Annotated in this window: 17 protein-coding genes; 5 read left to right on the top strand and 12 right to left on the bottom strand. The window is 67.4% G+C overall.

Going from position 1 to position 19,405, the window contains the following annotated elements; genetic code table 11:
- Positions 1 to 303: 303 nt before the first annotated feature.
- Both exaC and B7R24_RS06445 read left to right on the top strand, forming a co-directional pair.
- Positions 304 to 1,827 (top strand): acetaldehyde dehydrogenase ExaC, encoded by a 1,524-nt coding sequence (gene exaC, locus B7R24_RS06450; RefSeq protein ID WP_116418454.1) that lies wholly within the window; start codon positions 304 to 306, stop codon positions 1,825 to 1,827.
- Positions 1,828 to 1,965: 138 nt separating this feature from the next.
- Positions 1,966 to 2,373, top strand: a complete 408-nt coding sequence (locus tag B7R24_RS06445) for a DUF779 domain-containing protein (RefSeq protein WP_116418156.1) — start codon at positions 1,966 to 1,968, stop codon at positions 2,371 to 2,373.
- 10 nt (positions 2,374 to 2,383) lie between these two features.
- Here the strand turns inward: B7R24_RS06445 and B7R24_RS06440 are convergent, their stop codons facing one another.
- Genes B7R24_RS06440 through B7R24_RS06430 form a run of 3 tightly spaced genes read right to left on the bottom strand, consistent with a single transcriptional unit; the run spans position 2,384 to position 3,725 of the window.
- The gene (locus B7R24_RS06440; RefSeq protein WP_216363632.1) at positions 2,384 to 2,776 is read right to left on the bottom strand and encodes a type II toxin-antitoxin system VapC family toxin; all 393 of its coding nucleotides are present in this window, start codon (positions 2,774 to 2,776) and stop codon (positions 2,384 to 2,386) included.
- Entirely contained in the window at positions 2,776 to 3,006 is a 231-nt protein-coding gene (locus tag B7R24_RS06435; protein WP_116418453.1) for a type II toxin-antitoxin system Phd/YefM family antitoxin, read from the bottom strand. Before B7R24_RS06435 ends, B7R24_RS06440 begins: the two co-directional genes overlap by 1 nt.
- Positions 3,007 to 3,032: 26 nt before the next feature.
- Positions 3,033 to 3,725: a DUF4253 domain-containing protein gene (locus tag B7R24_RS06430; protein WP_116418154.1), complete on the bottom strand. Its 693-nt coding sequence runs from the start codon at positions 3,723 to 3,725 to the stop codon at positions 3,033 to 3,035.
- Positions 3,726 to 3,947: 222 nt separating this feature from the next.
- Here B7R24_RS06430 and B7R24_RS06425 point away from each other — a divergent pair, with 222 nt between their 5' ends.
- Positions 3,948 to 5,252 (top strand): hypothetical protein, encoded by a 1,305-nt coding sequence (locus B7R24_RS06425; protein ID WP_116418153.1) that lies wholly within the window; start codon positions 3,948 to 3,950, stop codon positions 5,250 to 5,252.
- Here B7R24_RS06425 and B7R24_RS06420 read toward each other — a convergent pair.
- The 4 genes from B7R24_RS06420 to B7R24_RS06405 all read right to left on the bottom strand — a co-directional run bounded on the left by B7R24_RS06420 (position 5,242) and on the right by B7R24_RS06405 (position 13,261).
- A complete protein-coding gene (locus B7R24_RS06420) occupies positions 5,242 to 5,781 on the bottom strand; it encodes a hypothetical protein (RefSeq protein ID WP_216364026.1) in 540 nt (179 codons plus the stop codon). The two genes, B7R24_RS06425 and B7R24_RS06420, sit on opposite strands and share 11 nt — an antisense overlap.
- Before the next feature lie 11 nt (positions 5,782 to 5,792).
- Positions 5,793 to 6,494 carry a hypothetical protein gene (locus B7R24_RS06415; RefSeq protein ID WP_116418151.1) on the bottom strand — a complete coding sequence of 234 codons (702 nt, stop codon included), beginning with the start codon at positions 6,492 to 6,494 and terminating at the stop codon, positions 5,793 to 5,795.
- Positions 6,491 to 7,159 (bottom strand): hypothetical protein, encoded by a 669-nt coding sequence (locus tag B7R24_RS06410; protein ID WP_116418150.1) that lies wholly within the window; start codon positions 7,157 to 7,159, stop codon positions 6,491 to 6,493. Before B7R24_RS06410 ends, B7R24_RS06415 begins: the two co-directional genes overlap by 4 nt.
- Positions 7,160 to 7,222: 63 nt before the next feature.
- Complete coding sequence (locus tag B7R24_RS06405) at positions 7,223 to 13,261, bottom strand: DUF4011 domain-containing protein (RefSeq protein ID WP_116418149.1); 6,039 nt, start codon at positions 13,259 to 13,261, stop codon at positions 7,223 to 7,225.
- Positions 13,262 to 14,453: 1,192 nt separating this feature from the next.
- Between B7R24_RS06405 and B7R24_RS17285 the strand changes: the two genes are divergently transcribed.
- The gene (locus tag B7R24_RS17285) at positions 14,454 to 14,897 is read left to right on the top strand and encodes a hypothetical protein (protein ID WP_147303983.1); all 444 of its coding nucleotides are present in this window, start codon (positions 14,454 to 14,456) and stop codon (positions 14,895 to 14,897) included.
- Between the two features lie 175 nt (positions 14,898 to 15,072).
- On the opposite strand, the gene B7R24_RS17750 is transcribed toward B7R24_RS17285, so the two are convergent.
- Together B7R24_RS17750 and B7R24_RS18000 are read right to left on the bottom strand one after the other, a co-directional pair.
- The gene (locus tag B7R24_RS17750; protein WP_116418147.1) at positions 15,073 to 15,273 is read right to left on the bottom strand and encodes a hypothetical protein; all 201 of its coding nucleotides are present in this window, start codon (positions 15,271 to 15,273) and stop codon (positions 15,073 to 15,075) included.
- 33 nt (positions 15,274 to 15,306) lie between these two features.
- Positions 15,307 to 15,951: an NADase-type glycan-binding domain-containing protein gene (locus B7R24_RS18000; protein WP_253259349.1), complete on the bottom strand. Its 645-nt coding sequence runs from the start codon at positions 15,949 to 15,951 to the stop codon at positions 15,307 to 15,309.
- Here B7R24_RS18000 and B7R24_RS06385 point away from each other — a divergent pair.
- Positions 15,832 to 16,734 (top strand): NAD-dependent epimerase/dehydratase family protein, encoded by a 903-nt coding sequence (locus B7R24_RS06385; RefSeq protein ID WP_253259335.1) that lies wholly within the window; start codon positions 15,832 to 15,834, stop codon positions 16,732 to 16,734. The genes B7R24_RS18000 and B7R24_RS06385 overlap by 120 nt on opposite strands.
- A 78-nt stretch (positions 16,735 to 16,812) precedes the next feature.
- Here B7R24_RS06385 and B7R24_RS06380 read toward each other — a convergent pair whose 3' ends face one another.
- The 3 genes from B7R24_RS06380 to B7R24_RS06370 form a co-directional block, all read right to left on the bottom strand.
- Positions 16,813 to 17,169 (bottom strand): DUF2200 domain-containing protein, encoded by a 357-nt coding sequence (locus tag B7R24_RS06380; protein ID WP_116418145.1) that lies wholly within the window; start codon positions 17,167 to 17,169, stop codon positions 16,813 to 16,815.
- A gap of 4 nt (positions 17,170 to 17,173) precedes the next feature.
- Positions 17,174 to 17,377, bottom strand: coding sequence for a hypothetical protein (locus tag B7R24_RS06375; RefSeq protein WP_116418144.1), 204 nt, complete (start codon positions 17,375 to 17,377; stop codon positions 17,174 to 17,176).
- 293 nt (positions 17,378 to 17,670) lie between these two features.
- Positions 17,671 to 19,311, bottom strand: a complete 1,641-nt coding sequence (locus B7R24_RS06370) for a DUF4214 domain-containing protein (protein WP_116418143.1) — start codon at positions 19,309 to 19,311, stop codon at positions 17,671 to 17,673.
- Positions 19,312 to 19,405 lie beyond the last annotated feature (94 nt).

The following is a 19,405-nucleotide window of genomic DNA, read 5'->3' as shown; positions in this document are numbered from 1 at the left end:
CGCTCACCCAACCTCCGCGCGCGCCTGACCCACCCTATTTTGCGCAAAAGCACCTAAACCCAACCCTTTGGGTGCTTTTGCGCAAAACGCGCAGCGCTACCGGTGCGACGCATTCCCGCGCGCAACCCGGCGCGACATATTCCCGCGCGCAGGCCGGGCAACCCAGCGCAACCCGGCGCAACGCGTTCCCGCGCGTAACCCGCGCAACCCGGCGCAACCTCCGCGCAACCTCCGGGCGCGTACCGTCGCGAGCGAGGCCTGACCTGCGCCTCCTACGACAACGACGTCAAAGGATCAGTGAAGATGACGATCTACGCAGCACCCGGCACCCCGGATGCCAAAGTCACGTTCAAACCCCGCTACGAGCACTGGATCTGCGGTGAGTGGACCAAACCCGTCAAGGGCCAGTACTTCGAAGACATCTCCCCCGTCACCGGCAAGCCCTTCGCCGAGGTCGCCCGCGGCACCGCCGAAGACATCGAGAAGGCCCTGGATGCGGCGCACAGCGCTGCTCCCGCATGGGGCAAGACCTCGCCGGCAGAACGAGCCGCCGTGCTCAACAAGATGGCCGACGTGATCGACGCCAATCTCGAACTGCTCGCTGTCGCCGAGACCTGGGACAACGGCAAGCCGATCCGCGAGCCGCTGAACGCCGACCTGCCGCTCGCCGCCGACCACTTCCGCTACTTCGCCGCGGCGATCCGCGCGCAGGACGGCGACCACGCCGAGATCGACCAGGACACAGTCGCGTATCAGTTCCACGAGCCGCTCGGGGTCGTGGGGCAGATCATCCCCTGGAACTTCCCCATCCTGATGGCGGTGTGGAAGCTCGCGCCCGCGATCGCCGCTGGCAACACGGTGGTGCTGAAGCCTGCGGAGCAGACCCCGGTGTCGATCCTGGTGCTGATGGAGCTCATCGGCGACATCCTGCCGCCCGGGGTGATCAACGTCGTCAACGGGTTCGGTGTCGAAGCCGGCAAGCCGCTCGCGTCGAGCCCGCGCATCCGCAAGATCGCCTTCACCGGCGAAACCAGCACGGGCCGGCTCATCTCGCAGTACGCGTCGGCGAACCTCATCCCCGTCACGCTGGAGCTCGGCGGCAAGTCCCCGAACATCTTCTTCAAAGATGTCGCAGACGAGAACGATGCGTTCTATGACAAGGCGCAGGAGGGCTTCACGCTCTTCGCCTTCAACCAGGGTGAGGTGTGCACGTGCCCGAGCCGGGCGCTCATCCAGAAGCCCATCTACGACTCGTTCCTCGACACCGTCACGGCGCGCACCGCGAAAGCCGTGCAGGGCAACCCGCTCGACACCGACACCCAGGTCGGGGCGCAGGCCTCGAACGACCAGCTCGAGAAGATCCTCAGCTACATGGACATCGGCAAGCAGGAGGGCGCGAAGGTGCGCCTCGGCGGCGAGCGCGCCGACCTCGGCGGCGACCTGTCGGAGGGCTACTACGTGCAGCCGACCATCTTCGAGGGCCACAACAAGATGCGCATCTTCCAGGAGGAGATCTTCGGCCCGGTCGTCGCGGTGACGAGCTTCGACGATTACGACGACGCGATCTCCATTGCGAACGACACGCTCTACGGCCTCGGGGCCGGCGTCTGGTCACGGAACGGCAACGTCGCCTATCGGGCGGGCCGCGACATCCAGGCCGGTCGCGTGTGGATCAACAACTACCATGCCTACCCGGCCGGGGCCGCGTTCGGTGGCTACAAGAGCTCGGGCATCGGCCGCGAGAACAACAAGCTCGCGCTCGACCACTACCAGCAGACGAAGAACCTCCTCGTGTCGTACAGCGACAGCGCGCTCGGCTTCTTCTAAACCCACCAATCGTGGGTGGTGCCGCGTGCCCTCGGCCGCGGCACCACCCGCCCACTCAGCGCAGAAGCACCCGAACCGCAGGTTTTGGGTGCTTCTGCGCAAATCCGGCGTACTGTTCGACCCAGAGAGAAGGCCACCATGATCGACGCCACCGTCACCGTGCCGAACGAGACGCAATCGCGCGTCGCCGCGAACGACGCGGCCGCCGAACTGCTGCGCAAGCTCTGGGACCAGTACGGCCCCCTGATGTTCCACCAGTCGGGCGGATGCTGCGACGGCAGTTCCCCGATGTGCTACCCCGCCGGGGATTTCATCACCTCCGACGCCGACGTTCTGCTCGGCGTACTCGACATCGCCCCTCCGGGTGGCGAGCCACAGCCGATCGACTTCTGGATGAGTGCCGAGCAGTTCGCCTACTGGAGCCACACCCATCTCACGATCGACGTGGTCAAGGGCCGCGGCAGTGGCTTCAGCGTCGAGGCCCCCGAGGGCGTGCGCTTCATGATCCGCTCCCGCCTGATGGACTCGGCCACCCCCTTCGTCTGACCGCCGCTCCCTATCGCCAGACCGATCGAAGGCCGGCGAGACCTGCGAACGCGGTGTCTGCCGTCACCAGCACGGCATTCTCCACGATCGCCTGGGAGGCCAGCATCCGGTCGAATGGATCGTTGTGGTCCCAATCGAGTCGACCCGCCGCGAGGGCGTGCTCTCCGGTTATCGGTAATTCAGTCGCCCTCAGCGACACGAGATGGTGAGCCAGAGCAGCCAGGAACGGCCCGGCCTCGGGGAACCCGCCCTTGCGAAGCTTGATTCCCAGCTCCCAGGGCGTCACGGCTGAGACAAGACGCTCATTCGACGGGTCGGTGATGAGCGTCATGGCCGCCTCCGGTATTCGTTCGGGCACCCGAACGGCCCAATACGCCGTGTGGGTGTCGAGGAGTAGTTTCACTACAGGCCCCAATCGGCGAGTTCTTCTTCGCTCATCGGTTCCCAGAACGAGTCCGGCAGGTCCGGCCCCGGGGCGAACCCCAGCTCGATGCGCCGCACAGGCTCCACCGCGCGCAGCATCGCGATGGGCTTCCCTGCGCGCGCGAAGATGAACTCCTCCCCCCGCTCCACACGGCTGAGGATCTCGCTCAGCCGTGTCTTGGCATCCTGGACATTCACTACCTCGGTCATGTTGACCAACTTTAGTTGGTCAACCATCAGTCCCACCAGAAGCTCCAGCTGTGGGAACCAACCAGCTGCCGGACGTAGGGGCCGATTCCCCCGGTGCCGTGAAACTGACTGTCGTAGCGGCAGAAGTGAAAGTGTTCGCGCGCCAGGAGTCGGGCGTCTTCCACGGTCGTGGGCGGCCGTGCGACCACCAGTTCGAGAGATGCCCCGTAGGCAGAAAACACGTAGGCACCGAAACGTCGCTGCCAGGACTCCAGAACGACTGAGGCGTCCGCCCCGAGCATCCCGGAGTTGACGGCGCCCGTCCAACCCAACTCGGCCAGACAGTCCCACGCATTCTCCGCAGCGATCAACGCCGGCCTCTCCTCCTCATCCCGCCAGCGGTCGAGGGCTCGCAGAAAGTCGCCATCACCGGAGGGATTGCCGATGCTGAGCTCGCCCGACCGATCTCGCACGACCCCGCACTCGAAGCAGAAGTCGTCTTCCTGGATGTCGTACTCATCCCGGCGGTCGAGCCCGAACTGCTCCCGCAGGGTCGTGGCCGGCGTCGGCGGGTCATCGCGCCAGTGCGTGTGGCGAACCCCGGGGCGATCCCGGTAGCAGTGCCCGGCACCGAAGATCGGCCACAGGTTTGTGGTCGGAAAACGCGCGGCGAGTTCTCCCCAGGAAGAACCGGGTTCGGCGAAGGTCAACGGGGGTGGTTGGTAGTCGTTTTCGAGCATGTGCTGACGTTACGAGCGGCCCAGCGCGTCCGGGGCGCTACAGCGACCAATTGTGGACAGTTCGCCGAACAGCGTGCCTGTGGAGAAGAAGATCACAACGCCGCCGCCGCGACATCAATTCAGGAGGAGCGACTCGCGGCGGCGTATTCGGGGACGGCGACCGCCCACGCCTGAATTACGGCACATCGCGACCGCACGCGGGCGCGGCGGTACGCTGGTGGCGTGTTCTCCATCCTGACCCGCACCCTGCGCCTGGTGGCGGCCCGCTGGCCGCAGCTGCTGGCGTGGTATCTCACGGGCTGGCTGGCGCGCTACCTCCTCATCGAGCTGGCCGCGTTCTTCGGCGCGACCAGCGCACTGATGGGCCTGCTGCTCATGCCCCTCGCGATCCTGGCCCGCCTCGGCAGCTACATCGCGATGTTCCTCGTGCTGCGCCCAGCCCTGCCGGGCTTCGTGAGCCTGCGCGACAAGGGCGAAGACGCGGTCGACCGCACCACCGCCGGCACAGCAGACGCCCCGCGGCAGAGGCTCTACGACATCCTGCTGGTGAGCATCCTGCCGTTCTTCGCGTTCTATGCCGCGTGGCAGCTGCTCAAAGACGACACGCAGGCCTACGCCCAGGCGGCCCTGAAGAACATCGATTTCTTCGCGGGGAGCGCCCCGAACTCCGTGCTCAGCATCGAGTTCAGCCCGGTCTCGGTCGGCGTGATCGTGCTGGCGTTCGCGGGCCGCTTCCTCATCAAGCGCTACAGCGACCGCCTCCCCCGCTGGACGAACCTCGTCGCGGTCTACCTCGAAGCCGTCTGGGTCTACCTCACCCTCTTCCTCATCACGAACTATCAGCAGGGATTCCAGACCTGGCTCGCCGACCGCCAGGCCATGCGCTGGCTCGACGACACCCGGCAGGCGATCGTCGGGGTGTTCGCCCCGTTCGAGACGATCTACAACGCCGTGCAGTGGGCCATCAACGAGACCGGCGGCCTCGTGCTGCTCCCGCTCGCCTGGCTCACCCTCGCCGGAATCGTCTACGGCCGCGCCCTCGCCGCCCCACGCGTACGCCTGCGCGAACCCCGCAACCGCCTGTACACCGGCGCGCGCACCCGCTTCAACGCTCTGCCCCCCGCCGTCAGCAATCGCCTCAAAGACCTCGGCGCCGACTGGGCCGGCCGCTGGCGCCCGTTCGCGGATGCTCTGCTGCTCATCTGGCGCGCCGGGGTCGTCCCCATGGGCATCTTCATCCTCGGCTACACCGTGCTCGAGAGCGCCAGCGCCTGGCTCGACTTCGCCGCCGTGCGGATCATCGGCCCGCACGACCTCGGCTCGTGGTGGATGAACTTCGACCAGATTCTGAGCTTCGTCGTCGACGTGATCGTCGAGCCGCTGCGACTCTGCCTGGTCGCCGCCGCCTACAACTTCTGCCTGGTGAAGCTCGAGGAGCGCCGCGAGGTGGCGGCGGCCGCGACCGGCACGGCGGGTTCGGGCGGCACGGCCGGTACGGCGGATGCCCGGGGCAGCGTCACAGCGTGAACGAGAGGTAGCGCGGCAGTTCGTCGACCACCTCGAGCCTCAGCGCGAGCGTCGTCTGCACGTCGCCGGGGATGACGAACTTCGCCTCCATGCGGTACGGCGTTGCCAGATCGGTGTTGCAGCCGGACTCGACGCCCTCGGGCTCCCGATAGTCGATGGCGTCGAACGTCGCATCACCCCAGGTACGCGCCAGCTCCCCGCGCCCCTGCTCCTCGAGCCGCAACGTGCAGTACGGCGACTTCCCCTCGCCGCTCAGCTCCCGTGGGGTGACATCGACGGTCACCACCACGAGCTGGCTGCCTGAAGGGAGCCCGGCCTCGACACCCTCGGCGCTGTCGGCGGCGATACGGCGGCTGCTCTCGACGGCCCAGCCGGTGCCCGCGAAATCCGCCGTGGACGCCGCAGCGACCGCCACGGGCTGGCTCGGCCGGTTCGCGTAGTACGCCACCCATTCGTTCGAGAAGGTCACGCCCAGCGTCAGCGGAACGAGCACGACGACGGCCCCGAGGGCGATCCCGTTGCGTCTCAACCAGCCCCCGCTCATCCGTCACCCCACGTCGGCTTCTCGGTGGTGACCGATGTCTGCCGCGCGATCGCCGAGAGGTCGACCGGAACGACGATCATCGAGTCGGTGCGCGGGTCGGAGGTGGCGGCGAGCTGCACCTCGGCATCACGCGCATCGTCGCCCGCGAGCGCATCGGCCGGCACCTCGAACATCAGCGGCCCGGTGTTCGGCAGCCCGACGCTCAGCGGAACCCCCTCGATCGTCGCCTGGTCGGGGCGTTCGGATGCTCCGTAGAGCGTGTCGCCGACCTTCAGTTGCGCGGTGCTGAGGCTCGCTCCGTAATCGGTGACGACGGCCTCGACGCTGGCGTCGACCACCACCCACACGCCCGACGTCTCGCCTGACCATCCGTTGCTCGCGGTCACGGAGTCGGCCACCCGGATGTCGGTCACCGTCGCCTGGATGTTGCGGCCCGTGAGCGTCTGCCCGATCGCCCCGGTCACGGCGATGGGCGCCTGCCACTGCTCCTCGGTCGGGGCGGTGTGCACCACGATGCCGCCGACGACGAGGAAGCCGACGAGTGCCGCGCCGTTGGCGATGTGTCGCCAGACGGGGGTGCGCGGGGGTGCGGCGGGGGTCTTCAGGGCTTCGGCAGAGGTCTGCGATGCGGCGGCGGGGGCCTGCGGGCCGCCCTCCGGTGTCGGCGGCCCGCCCTCCGGTGTCGACTCATTCGTCATGACGACGCCCCGGTCTCGGCGCTCGCGCCGGCGCCGTTGTCCTTCAGCGGCACCGTCGAGGTGGCCGCGAGGAACGGATCGTCGTACCGCGCGCCAAAGGTGACGAAACCGCCCGCCGCATACACCTTGTCGTAGATGTCGACCTTCACCTCGTCCATTCCCGCCGCAACACCGGGGTCGACCTCCCAGAGGTAGGCGAGCTGGATCGGCACATGCGGCTGCAGCCTCGGCGAGCGCGTGGCATCACTGATCACGATCACGTCGACGGGCTTCGTGTCTGCGCTGATGCCGTCGATGCCCACCGGGCGCAGATTGTCGGCCGCGCCGGAGTCGCTGTAGGTGGAGACAGGACGGTCCCAGAGGTTCTCGACCGTCGCGACCACGACGAAGAAGCGTTTGCCCTCCGCCGGGTTGATGCTCTGCTCCGGAAACCCGTCGACGAGCACGGCCCGCTCGACGCTGATGCGGAGTTCGGCCCCGTCGTAGGGCGTGGCCGCCGCGACCTGTGGCAGAGCATCCGCTTCGACCGTGTTCAACCCGCCGAACGCCGCCGACCCCGAGAGGAACACCGCGATGACACCCGTCACGAACCACTTCGTGGGCACCTTGCGTGACAGCTCGCGCGCACGCGTGCGCCAGTTCGCCGCGCCCCCGGGTTGTGTCACCCCTCCAGCGTACCCACCGGGTGCGGCTGGCGCTCGCTGGCCCCTGGGAAGGGAGCAGGGCGGTCAGGTGGCGACCACGTAGCCGGAGCGCTCCTCGACGATGCCGCGCCCCAGTGCGTCGGCGAGCGCCTCGTCGAGTCGAACCCGGATGCCCGCCGTGAGGCGGGTCACTCCGAACGCCTGGCTGGTGAGTCGTGCAAGATCATCCGGCGTCGCCCCCAGCCCGACGAGGGCGACAGCACGCATCGCGTTGCCCAGTTCGCGCAGCGAGATCTCGGCGATGTCGCGCCCCGCCCCGGGCCGGGAGGTGCGCCAGTCGAGGTCGCCTGCGCGCACGCTCTCGAGCACGAGAAACTCCTCCGCATCACGGCGCACACCGTCGATTGCTACCGCCCCGATCTGCTCGGAGCGCCGCGCCACCACGCGCTGAAGCCCGTGAGCGAACCCGACCATCCGGGCGAAGCGGGCGGGGTGCAGATCGCCCTCGCTTGCAAGCATCTCGAGCGCCAGAGCCCCGATGCCCGCCCTCACCACCGGGTGCCCGAGCCGATCGAGATCGGAGGTCCTGCCGACGGCCCGCGGGGCCCACACCCTCCATTCCGGAACATCGGGCCACAGCGCGCCTGAGTCGATACCGGATCCAGTACTGACCGGCGGAGGCGCCATCAGAGCGGACTCGCTGGCATCCACCGGCGTGGCCTCGACGGCGTTCGGGGGATCAACCACCCCCGGCTCGAACTCCCCCGGCTCGAACTCCCCCGCCATCACCTTCCCGTAGAGCGCCACGATGCGCTCGACCTCCTGCGCACCATCCCGCACCCAGGTGGGCATCCACACCCGCGCGATCGCGGGCCAGCCCATGCGACCCGTCAGCAGTTCGGAGGGCAGTCCGTCGCGGTCGCCGACCGTCACGCGCGAGCGCCACGTATCACCGTCGAGCAGGATGCCAAGCACCCGCCGTGACGGGTCAGCCGGGTCGAGCACGGCGATGTCGACCTTGAAGTCCGAAAGTCCGACATCGGAGACGCACCGGAGGCCCCGCGCGGTGAGCGCCGCGAGGATCTCATCGCGGTGCCGGTCGGGCGGCCGCACCGCCCTGCTCGACACGGCGCCCGACGAGGACGGGCCGTACTTCGCCAGCTCCAGGTACGTGCGCAGGTGCCGGAGGCCGGCCGGGCTCGAGGGGTCGACCCGCAGGTCGCTCGGCTCGAACGAGCAGAACACCACCACCTGGCGCCTGGCCCTCGTCACGGCCACGTTGAGACGTCGCTCGCCACCGGTCCGGTTGAGTGGTCCGAAGTTCAGCGGCAGCACCCCAGCCGCGTTGCGGCTGAAGGCGACCGAGAACAGCACGACGTCACGCTCCTGGCCCTGCACGTCTTCCAGGTTCTTCACGAGAATGGAGTCGGGTGTGCTCGACTGCAGAGCGGCATCCACCAGCTCGTCACCCGCGTCTTCGAGCAGCTGCAGAATGAGCAGCTGCTGCTGCTTGTTGAACGTCACCACTCCGATGCTGAACGCCGACAGCTCGGGGTCGTGCAGCCGACGTGTGATCTCGGCGACGATCGCGCGCGCCTCCTCAGGGTTCGTGCGGAACTCCTTGGCCGACCCCGACCGGATGAACTCGCCCTTCACCGGCACGAACGACAGGCCCTTGTCGTCGAGTGTGTCGCGAGCAGAGGGGAACGAGCTCAGACGCCCGTCGTAGTACTGCTGGTTCGAGAAGGCGATGAGCGACTCATCCTCGCTGCGGTAGTGCCAGGCCAGCATGACGTCGGGAACGCGAGCCTGCACGCTCTCCGAAAGGATTCTCTCCTCATCGATGACGAAGGCATTGGGGTCGGCATCCGAACCGTCAGGCCCGGCGGTGCCCGCGTCGTCCTCAGGGAACTCGTCGGCGACACCGATCTCGGCGATGGACGTCGGCGGCATCTGTTTACTGTCGCCCACGATGACTGCCGCGCGCGCACGACCGAGCGCCCCGATCGCGTGCGGAACCCTGATCTGAGATGCTTCATCGAAGACCACCAGGTCGAAGGGCTCGAGGTCAGCGTCGATGAAGCGAACCACCGAATCCGGGCTCGCCAGCACGCACGGCGTCAGCCGCGAGATGACCGACCAGTGGTCTTTGATCAGCCGACGGATCGGCTTGCCTCCGCGCGTCTTCGACAGTTCTCGCTTGAGCTCACCGACGGCCCCGATCGCGACCGACGCCGCGAATCCTCGGGCCTCGATGAGGTCAGCACCGAGGATGTTCGGGATCGTCGACCGAAGGGCAGAACTGCTCTGGTCGAAGCGGCTCACCACCACGTCGTGGGCCAACCCGTCGAAGGTGTCGAGGCTCTGGTCATCGAGCTGGCGCCGGAACACGGCCTTCAGAAAGCCCCTTTCGAACGCAGGCCCACCATCGGCGTAGGCGGTCGCGCCCGTGAGAAGCGCCTGAACCACCTCTGTCAGTCCGTTCGCGCGAACGGGCTCCACTGCCAACACCAGGGCACCCCAGCGGCGCAGTCTGCGCAGTTCGTCGTCGACGGCGTCGAGCTGCCACGCCTCCGCCCGACGAAGAAGGGCGTCTGCGATGCCTTCGTCTCCCTGCCAGAGCGCGATGCTCTCGGGGGTGGCCCGCAACAGCTCGACGAGCGCCCCCACGGCGCCGCCCAGAGCACCGACCCCGGCTCGCGACACCGGGTCGCACTCACTGAACACCTGCCGCAGTCGTTCGCGAGCAGCGCCGGTCGACGGGCCCAGCACCGCTGCCCAGTAGGCGATCCAGTCGAGCTGGTTGATGACCTCCGGATGCCTCGACCAATCGACTGGGTTGAAGGCGTCGGGCACCACCATCCCTGCGATGTTCTGCGCGAGCGAGACGGCGGCCGCGGCATCCTGCTGCACCCGGCCGATCAGCTCGAGGGTCGACCTGAGCGCTTCCGGAGCGACCGTCGAACCGGGAGAGAGAAACTCCTCGACGCGGCGACACTCCACCTGCAGACGCTTCTTTCGGCCGATGAAGAAGCTGCCCTCGGCCGCGGCCACCGATGCGGTCAACTCGGCCAGCGGCGCGAAAGCCGTGCCGGGCACGATGGTCGATGGCGCAGCGGCCAGCCGCCCGAGAACTTCTTTCAGCTGCTCCCGTGTCGCGGCCTCCGCTGGATCGGCAGCGAGGTCGATCTGCGCGAGCGTGAGGGCGTTCGGCTGGCTGAGCACGGCCGCATCAGCGAGCTCCCCCAGCGAGTCGACAGACCCGAGGAACCGCGACGCCGGCTCGACAGAACGCAGCGTCGACAACCCCTTCCAGAGTGCGGCAACCGCCGCCGCGATCTGGGACGTCGCCTCCGTCGTCAGGTGCTCGGTGCTCAGCAGAGAGAGCGACCAGGGATTCTGCCGGGCCGTACCCGCGGAGGGCCCGAGCTCGGCCACGTCGCGGAGCGCGCCGGCGACGGCATCCTTCGCCGGCAGGTCACCGAACGACAGAAAGGCAGACGGAACCGGCACTTCCGCGACATCCAGAGCAGCCAACAGCTTGCCGCGCGCGGAGTAGGCCGATTCGCCGAACTTCCCGCGTGTGTGGATGCGCTCGGGGTAGCGCTGCAACGGCGGAAGCGCGCGGTCGAGCTCCGCCTGTGAAGCGTCGTAACCGGCGCGATCAGGAACCACCGCAGCATCCAGAACCGCCAGCAGCTGCCGGCGAACCTCGGCCGGCCGCATACCCCTGTCGTGCAGGTTCAGCAGAAAGGGAGCGAGACCGACACTCTCGAGACGGTCTTTCACGACGTTGAGCGCCGGCGGTTTCTCGGCGATGAACAGCACCCGCTTGCCCGAGTGCAGCGCCCGCGCGAGCAGGTTCGTGATGGTCTGCGACTTGCCTGTGCCGGGCGGGCCCTGCAGCACGAACGTCTGGCCGGCCATCGCTTTCTGCACAGCCGTGACCTGCGAGCCGTCGGTCGAGATCGGGAGCAGCGCCGCCAGCTCGTCGAGGTCGTGCGGCGCGGCATCGGCGGGGTCGACGAACTCGAGCTGCGGCGTGTGCACGAGATGGTCGACGAGGGGAGCACCGACAAAGGTCGGCCAGTTGTCGCTCAGGTCGCGCCAGAGCCGGTAGGTGCTGAAATCGAAGAAGCCGAGCGAGCAGGTCTCGTCGACGCGGAAGTTCGCCAGCTCGGTCGTCGCCAGCGCCTCGCGCATGTAGGTGAGCAGCCCGTCGATGTCGACACCCGACTCGTCGAGATCGGGTTCGATGAGCTTCGGCAGCACCAGGTTCGCATCCTGCAACAGCTTCTCGGCCAGGCTGTAATTCGGCGTGACCGCGCTCGCCTCATCGATCACGAGCGAGAAGTTCTTCGACCGGTTCAACGCCCGCAGGGTCACCGGCACGAGAATCAGCGGCGATCGCACCTCGGCCTTGCCCTCGGGTACCCAGACGAGCGACCCCATCGCAAGGAACAGCGTGTTGTTGCCGGTGTCCTCCTCCGAGGCTCGAGCAATGGATGCTATGCGGCGCATCCGCGTGACGAACACCTCTTCGCTGGCCGTCGTCGCCAGCCTGCGCTCGGTGGTCAACCGCGTCTCCAGATGCGCGTTGATTTCTTCGGGAACCTCTCCACGCGCGTTCAGGGCGAGCGGCTGCCCGCTGCCGAGCGCCGGGGCCGGCCCGAGTTTCAGCTCGAAACCCGACTGCAGCAGGTCTTCGATCGTGCCGAGAGTGCCCCGCGGAACCATCAGCCCCACCGAGGAGGCCGCCGGTGAGCGGTAGTTGATGAGCGGGTTGCGAAGGCTGAGGTCGAGCAGCGAATTCTTCCAGCGCCGGATGCGCGCAGGCTCGTGCGACGAGTGCAGCGCAGAGCGGTTCGCGAACTGCCCGGCCAGGTTCAGGCGCAGCTGGTTCACCGTGAACTCCTGCGGCCGGTATTCGACGATCTCGACCGTGCCGTCTGCGTTCATCACCCGGGCAGGGATCGGCAGAACACGGTTGCGCCGACGGGCCATCGCCACGTCGACGAACACTGAGAACGGGTTCGCAGGGTCGAGCACCTCGGGGTCGGAGAGCTTCGCCCGGCCGATCACGCAGGCCTCTCTATAGGGAAGACTCTCCGTTCCGCAGACGGTGGTCGTCTCGAACAGCCTGGTCGACCCTGCATCGACGAAATTGACCGCCGTCGAGCATCCGGCAACAGCGTCGGCGAACTCGAGCGCCTCGCTGTCGAGTCGCCAGTAGCCCACGAAAGCATGCCCCGGCACGACGATCACCAGCGGCTTCAGCCCGATGTTCTCGAGCAGGCTGGCGAACAGCATGGTCGTGTCGAGACAGGTTCCGGCGCGTTCGCCCATCACGTCGCCGGGTGTGCGGATGCGCTGGCCCCGGGTGCTCGGATTGTCTTTCATGTCCCACGAGGTGGGTGGATGCACGTAGGTGAGCCCGACCGCACGCACCGTCTCGTAGATCGCCTCGACGGTCGCGTCGATGCGCCGATCGGACTCCGCGGCGGTCTCCGGGTCGGTTTCGGGGTCACCGCTCTCGCTGCTGTAGCCGAACATCCCGGCCGAGAAGCCCGCCCTCTCCAACCGCTCGGTCGCTTCGGCGAGGATCGGGCGGAGCGCTGGGTGATTCGGCATCACGAACGCGGGCAGCATCAGCGCGTAGTCGCGGGGCGGGGCCTGCCAGACCCAGGCGTTCGCGGCGAGCACGCGCACGGGGCGACGTTCGACGGCGAGGATGGTGGGCTCGTTCTCCGCTCCCTCCTGCGCCGTCGCTCCCTCCTGCGCCGTTGCTGCTCCCTGCGCCGCCGCCGCTCCCTGCGCCTGCGTCACGGTCACGACGACCTCGGCGGCCCGCTGGTCGGTGAATTCGAACAGCACGTCGGCGCGCATCCGGAGGTCGAGGTCGTCCCAGCTGGTGCCCTGCGAGCCCACCACGGCCTGCTCGCGCCGCCACGGCTCGATGAGCGCCGTGCCGAGGCTGGTGAGTTCGACGGCGACGGTGATGTCTGTGAGCTCGGCGGCGCTGTCCGCCGGCCGCACCGAGAGATGCTGCACGAACGGACGACCGTTGTGCGTGGCCGCGTACGAGATCACGTCAGAGCATTCGAGATCGATGATGACCGTCATCGGCACGGGCCTTCCCCTGTCACGTCTACCGTCTTCCCTCGCAAGCGCTGACCCCCGCCGTGTTGCTCGCCGCCTACCATCGCAGCACCCTCCGACAGTACTTCATCGGCCCCAACCGACCACCCCACCTCGGACGCGCTCGGACGTCCGCAGGTCAGCTGAGGTGCGTCGGCGGAGCGCATCGCGGCTTCACGGTCGACGCTGCGGCTCTCGAGTGACCGGAGCTCCACGATGTGACCGTCTCGCGCGGATTCGTGGGCGGCCGAGCGTAGCGTCATCCGGCGCAGGCGTCTTGGCGAGGTCGGGCGACGACGTCGATACCCGCTGGAAGCAGGCGTGCTCAACACCAGCGAGCGCGCTCTTCATCCCCGACCCATCCGCGCTGAGCACCCACATCGTCCAACACGCATCGCTATAGTGACACTGTGTCATTATTTGTGAGGATTGATCACTCATCGAGTCAACCTCTGGCCAGACAGATCGCATACCGTGCTCAGGGCTTACAGCAGGCTTCGGGACGAAGGCCTGGTCGAGATGCGACAGAGCCGCGGCGCGTGGGTGAGATCGCGGTTCGCTCCCCGAACCGCACACCTGAACCAGCTCGCCCTTGAATTTCTCAACGAAGCACACGAACTCGGGTTGACGCGAAGCGACGTCATCCGCCTCCTGGACAGGACGTAAAGTGACAAGCTTTCAACGCTCCCCACGAAACATTACCGCGGCAACCTTGGCCACCATTCCCCTCCTTCTCATCGTCATCACGTGGCTGACCTGGAGAGACGCGCTACCGCAGACCCTTCCGACCCAGTGGTCTGGCGACAGGGTGGTCTCAACACAGCCGACTATTGCCGTTCTTGTTGTGAGCGGTGTCACAGCGCTTGTCGCCGCCGCCTTCACCGTCAGCAAGGCAGCGCTCCCACTGACGAATTACACCTCGCGCCTTGGGTTTCTCCTCTGCGGACTATTCGCTGCGCTTGCTGCTGCGATCTGGATGATCAGTGCGGGCCTAGCCGTCAACACCGCCCCGAGCATCCAACCTGCCATCGGCTCGCTGGGGTTGGTTGTCATCGCGGCTCCGTTGTACGGGCTGATCGTTTTTCTCGTAGCGCGAACGCCCCCACCTGCAAAATCGCGAACCCAAGCCGCTCCACTCACGCTTTCACCTCACGAGAGAGCGTCGTGGAACCAAACCATGACGACACCTGCATTTGCCTGGGTCGCAGCGTCAGCGCTTGTCGCTGCAATCGGGATGCTCGTACTCGGCCCGTTCACCCACCACGACTGGAACGCAGCCGTCATTAGCTCCTCAGCGGCAATGATCGGTCTGGCCCTCGTCTGCGCCGCCCTCGCCTGGCTGCGCGTCACCGCCGACGATCGGGGCCTCCGAATATCTTCGCGCTTCCTCCCCTTCGCGGCGCGAACAATCAGTCTTGCCAAGATGGCAGACGTTCACTCGGTTGAGATCCGCCCAGCGGAATGGGGAGGATGGGGATATCGCGTCACACCAAGCAGGTCGGCCATTATCTTGAGGCGTGGCGAGGGCATCGTCGTCGACCTCAAGAGTGGGCGAAGTTTCGCCGTCAGCGTCGACGGTTCCGACTCTCTCGCCTCGGTACTTCGGGGGCTTCTCAGCTGATTGAGCCGAGGCGCCCATCAGGGATCAGCAGATCCAACACCTCTTCGCTCACATCGGCATCGGATATATCTTGGAAGCCATCGCGGTCTCCGCCAACAACAACGACCGCTCCTCAGAGAGTTCCCCGAACTCACGTGCGCCCTGGAGCATTGGATGCTCCTCGACGCGTCGCCCGTCATCGCACGTGCCTCGCTGGCTGCTGCTGGGTGATGCGGTGGCTGCCGCCACCGCGAGCAAGGATCTCCCGCATCTCGGGCGCGGGCAGGCCGATGATGCGCCACTCGCTGCTGGACCCGTCGCGCGTGCTCTCGAGTCGCTCCCGCAGCTCGCGGCTGGCGGCGGAAATCCGGATACCCGGATTCCGCTGCTCGTACAACAGCAGCGCTCTGGGGCTCGATATCGCGGCGCCTCACAGGAACGGAAGTCGACCACCTGAGCTGGTCCATACCTCGACTTCGCTCATCGTCGCCGAGACGGGTCCCTCGGCGGGATCCGGATGCGCGGGCGGATCGACCACGAGCACCGTCAAGGTGATCGTTCTGGTCTTGCCCGGCGCGAACGCCAGAGGCTGGTAGGTGAACGCGTTCGCGGCGTCAAGGGGAGGAAGGGTGGCGTCGCGTTCGCCGCGATCCGTCACCACCTTGACCACCTGCACGCTGGCGTTCATCTCGTAGTCCGCGCCTTTCGCGTATCCGTTCAGAACACAGATGAGCCGGACATCCGTCTCATCGGGCAGGGTCAGAGTGACCGTCGACCCGACGCCTTGATCGTCGGTCTCCTTGGCCACCCAGGCGGTCGAGCGGGTTCCGTCGACAAGTTGCCCGGGCGGGTACCTGAACGGCCCGTCCGGCATCGGGTAGATCAGATATTCGCCTGTCGCCTGGATCGTGTCACCCCTGAGCAGGGTGAGCTCCTGCGGGTTGTCGCACGTGGCCTGGTTGTCGATCGCGGCGCCGAGACTGTTGCTCGCGACGGTCGCCGGAATCCCGATGATCACGCCACCGATCACCCCCGTGATCACGCCGACGACCACCGCTTCCTGCAGATCGTGCACGCCAGCCTCACCGAAGACGAGGGCTGGGCATCCGCCGCCGACGGCATGGAGGGTGTCTACCACCTGGCGTCGCCGATGATCCTCGGAACGACGCCCGACGAGGTGGTCGTTCCGGCCCGCGACGGGGCGTTGCGCGTGCTGCGGGCGGCGCGGGATGCGAGTGTGCCCCGCGTGGTGCTCACGTCATCGTTCGCCGCGGTCGGGTACTCCCCCAAGCCCGTGCGCGACTACGACGAAGACGACTTCACCGATCCGGCGACGCCCGGACTGGCCGCGTATCCACTGTCGAAGGCGGTCGCCGAGCGTGCGGCGTGGGACTTCATCGAGCGGGAGGGCGGCGACACCTCGCTGGTCGTGATCAACCCGACGTGGATCGCCGGCCCCACCCTCACCGTCGACGCACGTTCGTCGCTGCAGGTGTTCACCGCGATGCTCGACGGCTCGATGACGGCGACACCCCGCCAGCTCTTCGGCATTGCGGATGTGCGCGACGTCGCCTGGCTGCACATCGCCGCGATGCAGGCTCCGGATGCTGCGGGGCGACGGTATCTCGCACTGGCCGACGGTCCGACACTGTCGTTCCTCGACGTGGCGCGGGTGCTGCGGGAGCGGCTGGGAGCGTTCGCTGACGCCGTGCCGACCGTGGAGGCGCCCGGGGACGAGCCGACGCCGCTGGTCATCCACAACGACCGGGCGAAGCGCGAACTCGGGTTTCGTCCGCGGGCTGTGGAGGAGACGATCGTGGAGACGGCGGAGAGCCTGCGGGAGCTTGGGCTGGTGTGAATCGAGATCGACTTCAGTGACGTTGCCGGCACGGAAACAGAGCGTGTCTGGCAACGCGCCCCTGTTCGCATACTCGGCTCAGGCGCGCAGAATCGAAGACATCTTCTTGCCGCGCGAAACCTCGTCGACGAGCTTGTCCACGTAGCGGATCTTCTGCATCAGGGGGTCTTCGACCTGCTCGACCCGGATTCCGCAGATCAGTCCGGTGATGAGCGTCGCATTCGGATTGACGGCGGGTGCCCGGGCGAAGAAGGTCTCGAGATCGACTCCTTCAGCGACAGCCAGTGCGAGGCCGAGCTCGTCGTAGCCCGTGAGCCAGCCGATGACCTCGTCGACCTCGGCGCGGGTGTGACCCTTGCGCTCGACCTTCCTCACGTAGAGGGGGTGGATGGCGGCAAAAGGAGTGGCGAAGATGCGGTGTTGAGTCTCGCCCATCCCTCTATTGTCGGGCCAGGAGGGTGCGGAACGGTGACGGTGCACTGACATCGGCGGGTGGCCGGGCATCCGGAATCGCACCGTTCCAGGCGGGCACCCGCCTATCCTTCACGATCAGCACGACGAATACGTACACCTCGACGGCGCGCCAGAGAGCACGCAGGATCGAGTCGGGCAGCGGGATGTCACGTTCGGTCGCGTGCGGCATGCCTCCGATAGTAGGCAGGCGCGGCGCCGGGCGCCGGGCCTGAGGGGCCGTGGCAGGTGAGGGCTCGGTGAACGGATGCTGAACCTCCGTCGCGCAGGGCGCCCGGGCCAGGCGGGGGCCGGTCATGTGGGGCCCTACACAGCCGGGAAGCGCACCGACGCCTTGGCGAAGTACTCGTCGCTGCTCGTCAGCGCCGAGCGGAGTCCCGAATCCCCCAGGGCAAGCGCGACACCGACCCAGCCTGAGGCCGGGGGCGTCGGGTTGGCGGTTGAGATAGCGGCTGTACATCGCGCTCAGCCGGCGGCGATCGTTTCGGGACTGATCCAGAACTGGGTGATCACCCAGTCGCGGCCGTGCTGGGCGGCGAGGTTCGCCCAGAACGTGTAGTCCGTGTCCGATCCTGAACGCCCGAGCAGAGTGCTGTACAGGGCGGCGGCCCATGTCTTGTCGGTACCGCCCTTCCGCGTGAAATACTCCCACGACGCGTAGAACGAGCGCTCGATGTCGTCGGTCGTGATCGCGCCGGCCTGCATGGCCGTGAGCCACGACTGGCGGCCGCCAGCATCCGGTGCCCGTCCCAGCACGGTGTTGTAGGCGGCGTCGATGCGGATCAACCGGTACTCGTCGCTGTTGACAAAACCCGCGGTGACAGCGGAACGTGGGGCGCCCGCGGCGAGCTTGCCGCCCCACCACGCGACATCCGCCGAGCTGGGGCGCCGGTTGAGGTAGTCCATGTAGAGCGCGGTGACGAAGGAGCTCACCGCGGGTGAGACACCGGCCGATGGAATGGCGTGCTTGACTAGGACGAGCGAGGCGCTCCTGTTCTCCCCCGGGTTCAGGGTGAACGGTGCGGTGAGCAGGTCGTCGTAGTCGCCCTGGAGCAGGTAGTCGACGGCCAGTCGGTACGTGCCGGGAAGCAGCCGCGGGAACTCGTAGGCGACACGAGGGTCTTCCGACGACCGGGTCAGATTCGGATCCAGCTGCGTGACCCAGGTGGAGGTGACCGGATCGAAGGCCTGCAGGGTGAGTTTCGACCTGTTCGCGGTGAGGCAGTCCTGGCCGCAGTCGACGTACCCGGCGATACGGCCCTGGAGCTTGACGGTCTCGAGCGTGAGGTCGGCGCGGCCGCCGGTGGCGAGAGTGATCGAGACACCCTCCGGATGCGCCGGGGTTCCCTTCCACAACTGCCAGAAGTTGCTGCCCCGCACGTCGTTGCCTGAGAACTCGACGGTGTAGGTGCCGGCGGGCAGACCCGTGAGCACGTAGGTCCCGTCGCTCTTCACCTTCGTGGAGACGTACCGCGGAGTCGTCCGGGTGCCGGAGGATGGGACGGCGAGCGCCGTGAGGCCGTCGGTCAGGCTGTGCACCGTGTCGGTGACGCTGCCGGCGATCGTGGCGCCGACACCGAGGGTCGAGTTCAGGCTGGTGACGGGTGCGGTCAGGTGGATGACACCGGGCTCACTGGCGAGGGGACGCTGTTTGAAATCGCTGGTGTAGGCGCTGACGAAGTTGCCCGCACCGACGTAGTCGTACTGCAGCACGACGTCGGGAAGGGCGGAGCCTAGGGTGAAGTTGCCCGCGGCGTCGGGACGCAACTCGGAGTTGTAGTGCAGCCAGTAGCCGCCCTCGATACTCGTCCAGCCCCAGATGGTGATGACGACGTCGGTGGGGCCTGCAGGATGCCCGGCCGAGCCGAGATCGATGTGGCCGTTGAGCGTGAAAGGGGCCGCTGCTGCAGCGGGGAGGGTGGTGGGGTCGGGGGTGTCCGCGGTCGGAGCCGGCGCCTGCTGCGGAGCGGAGGCCGCCGGGGTGGGGGGCGCCGCCGTAGCGGTGGGCGGCTGGGTCACGGCGGCCTGTGCGGTGGGCGCGAGGGTCACGGTGAGACCGGCGACCAACAAGAGGGCCGCACCTGAGGCCAGAACGCGTTTCAGCACAGCTTGTCTCCCCCGAGTCGCCACCCCGGGGCGAATCCATCGAATTCGCACAACCTAGCATGCCGGTGGCGGTGGCGGTGGCGGTCGATGGGCG

It is taken from the genome of Subtercola boreus, from assembly GCF_003399645.1.
GTDB classification, from domain to species: domain Bacteria; phylum Actinomycetota; class Actinomycetes; order Actinomycetales; family Microbacteriaceae; genus Subtercola; species Subtercola boreus_A.
Note: the sequence above shows the minus strand (reverse complement) of the source record. Positions and strands in the feature narration are given on the sequence as shown.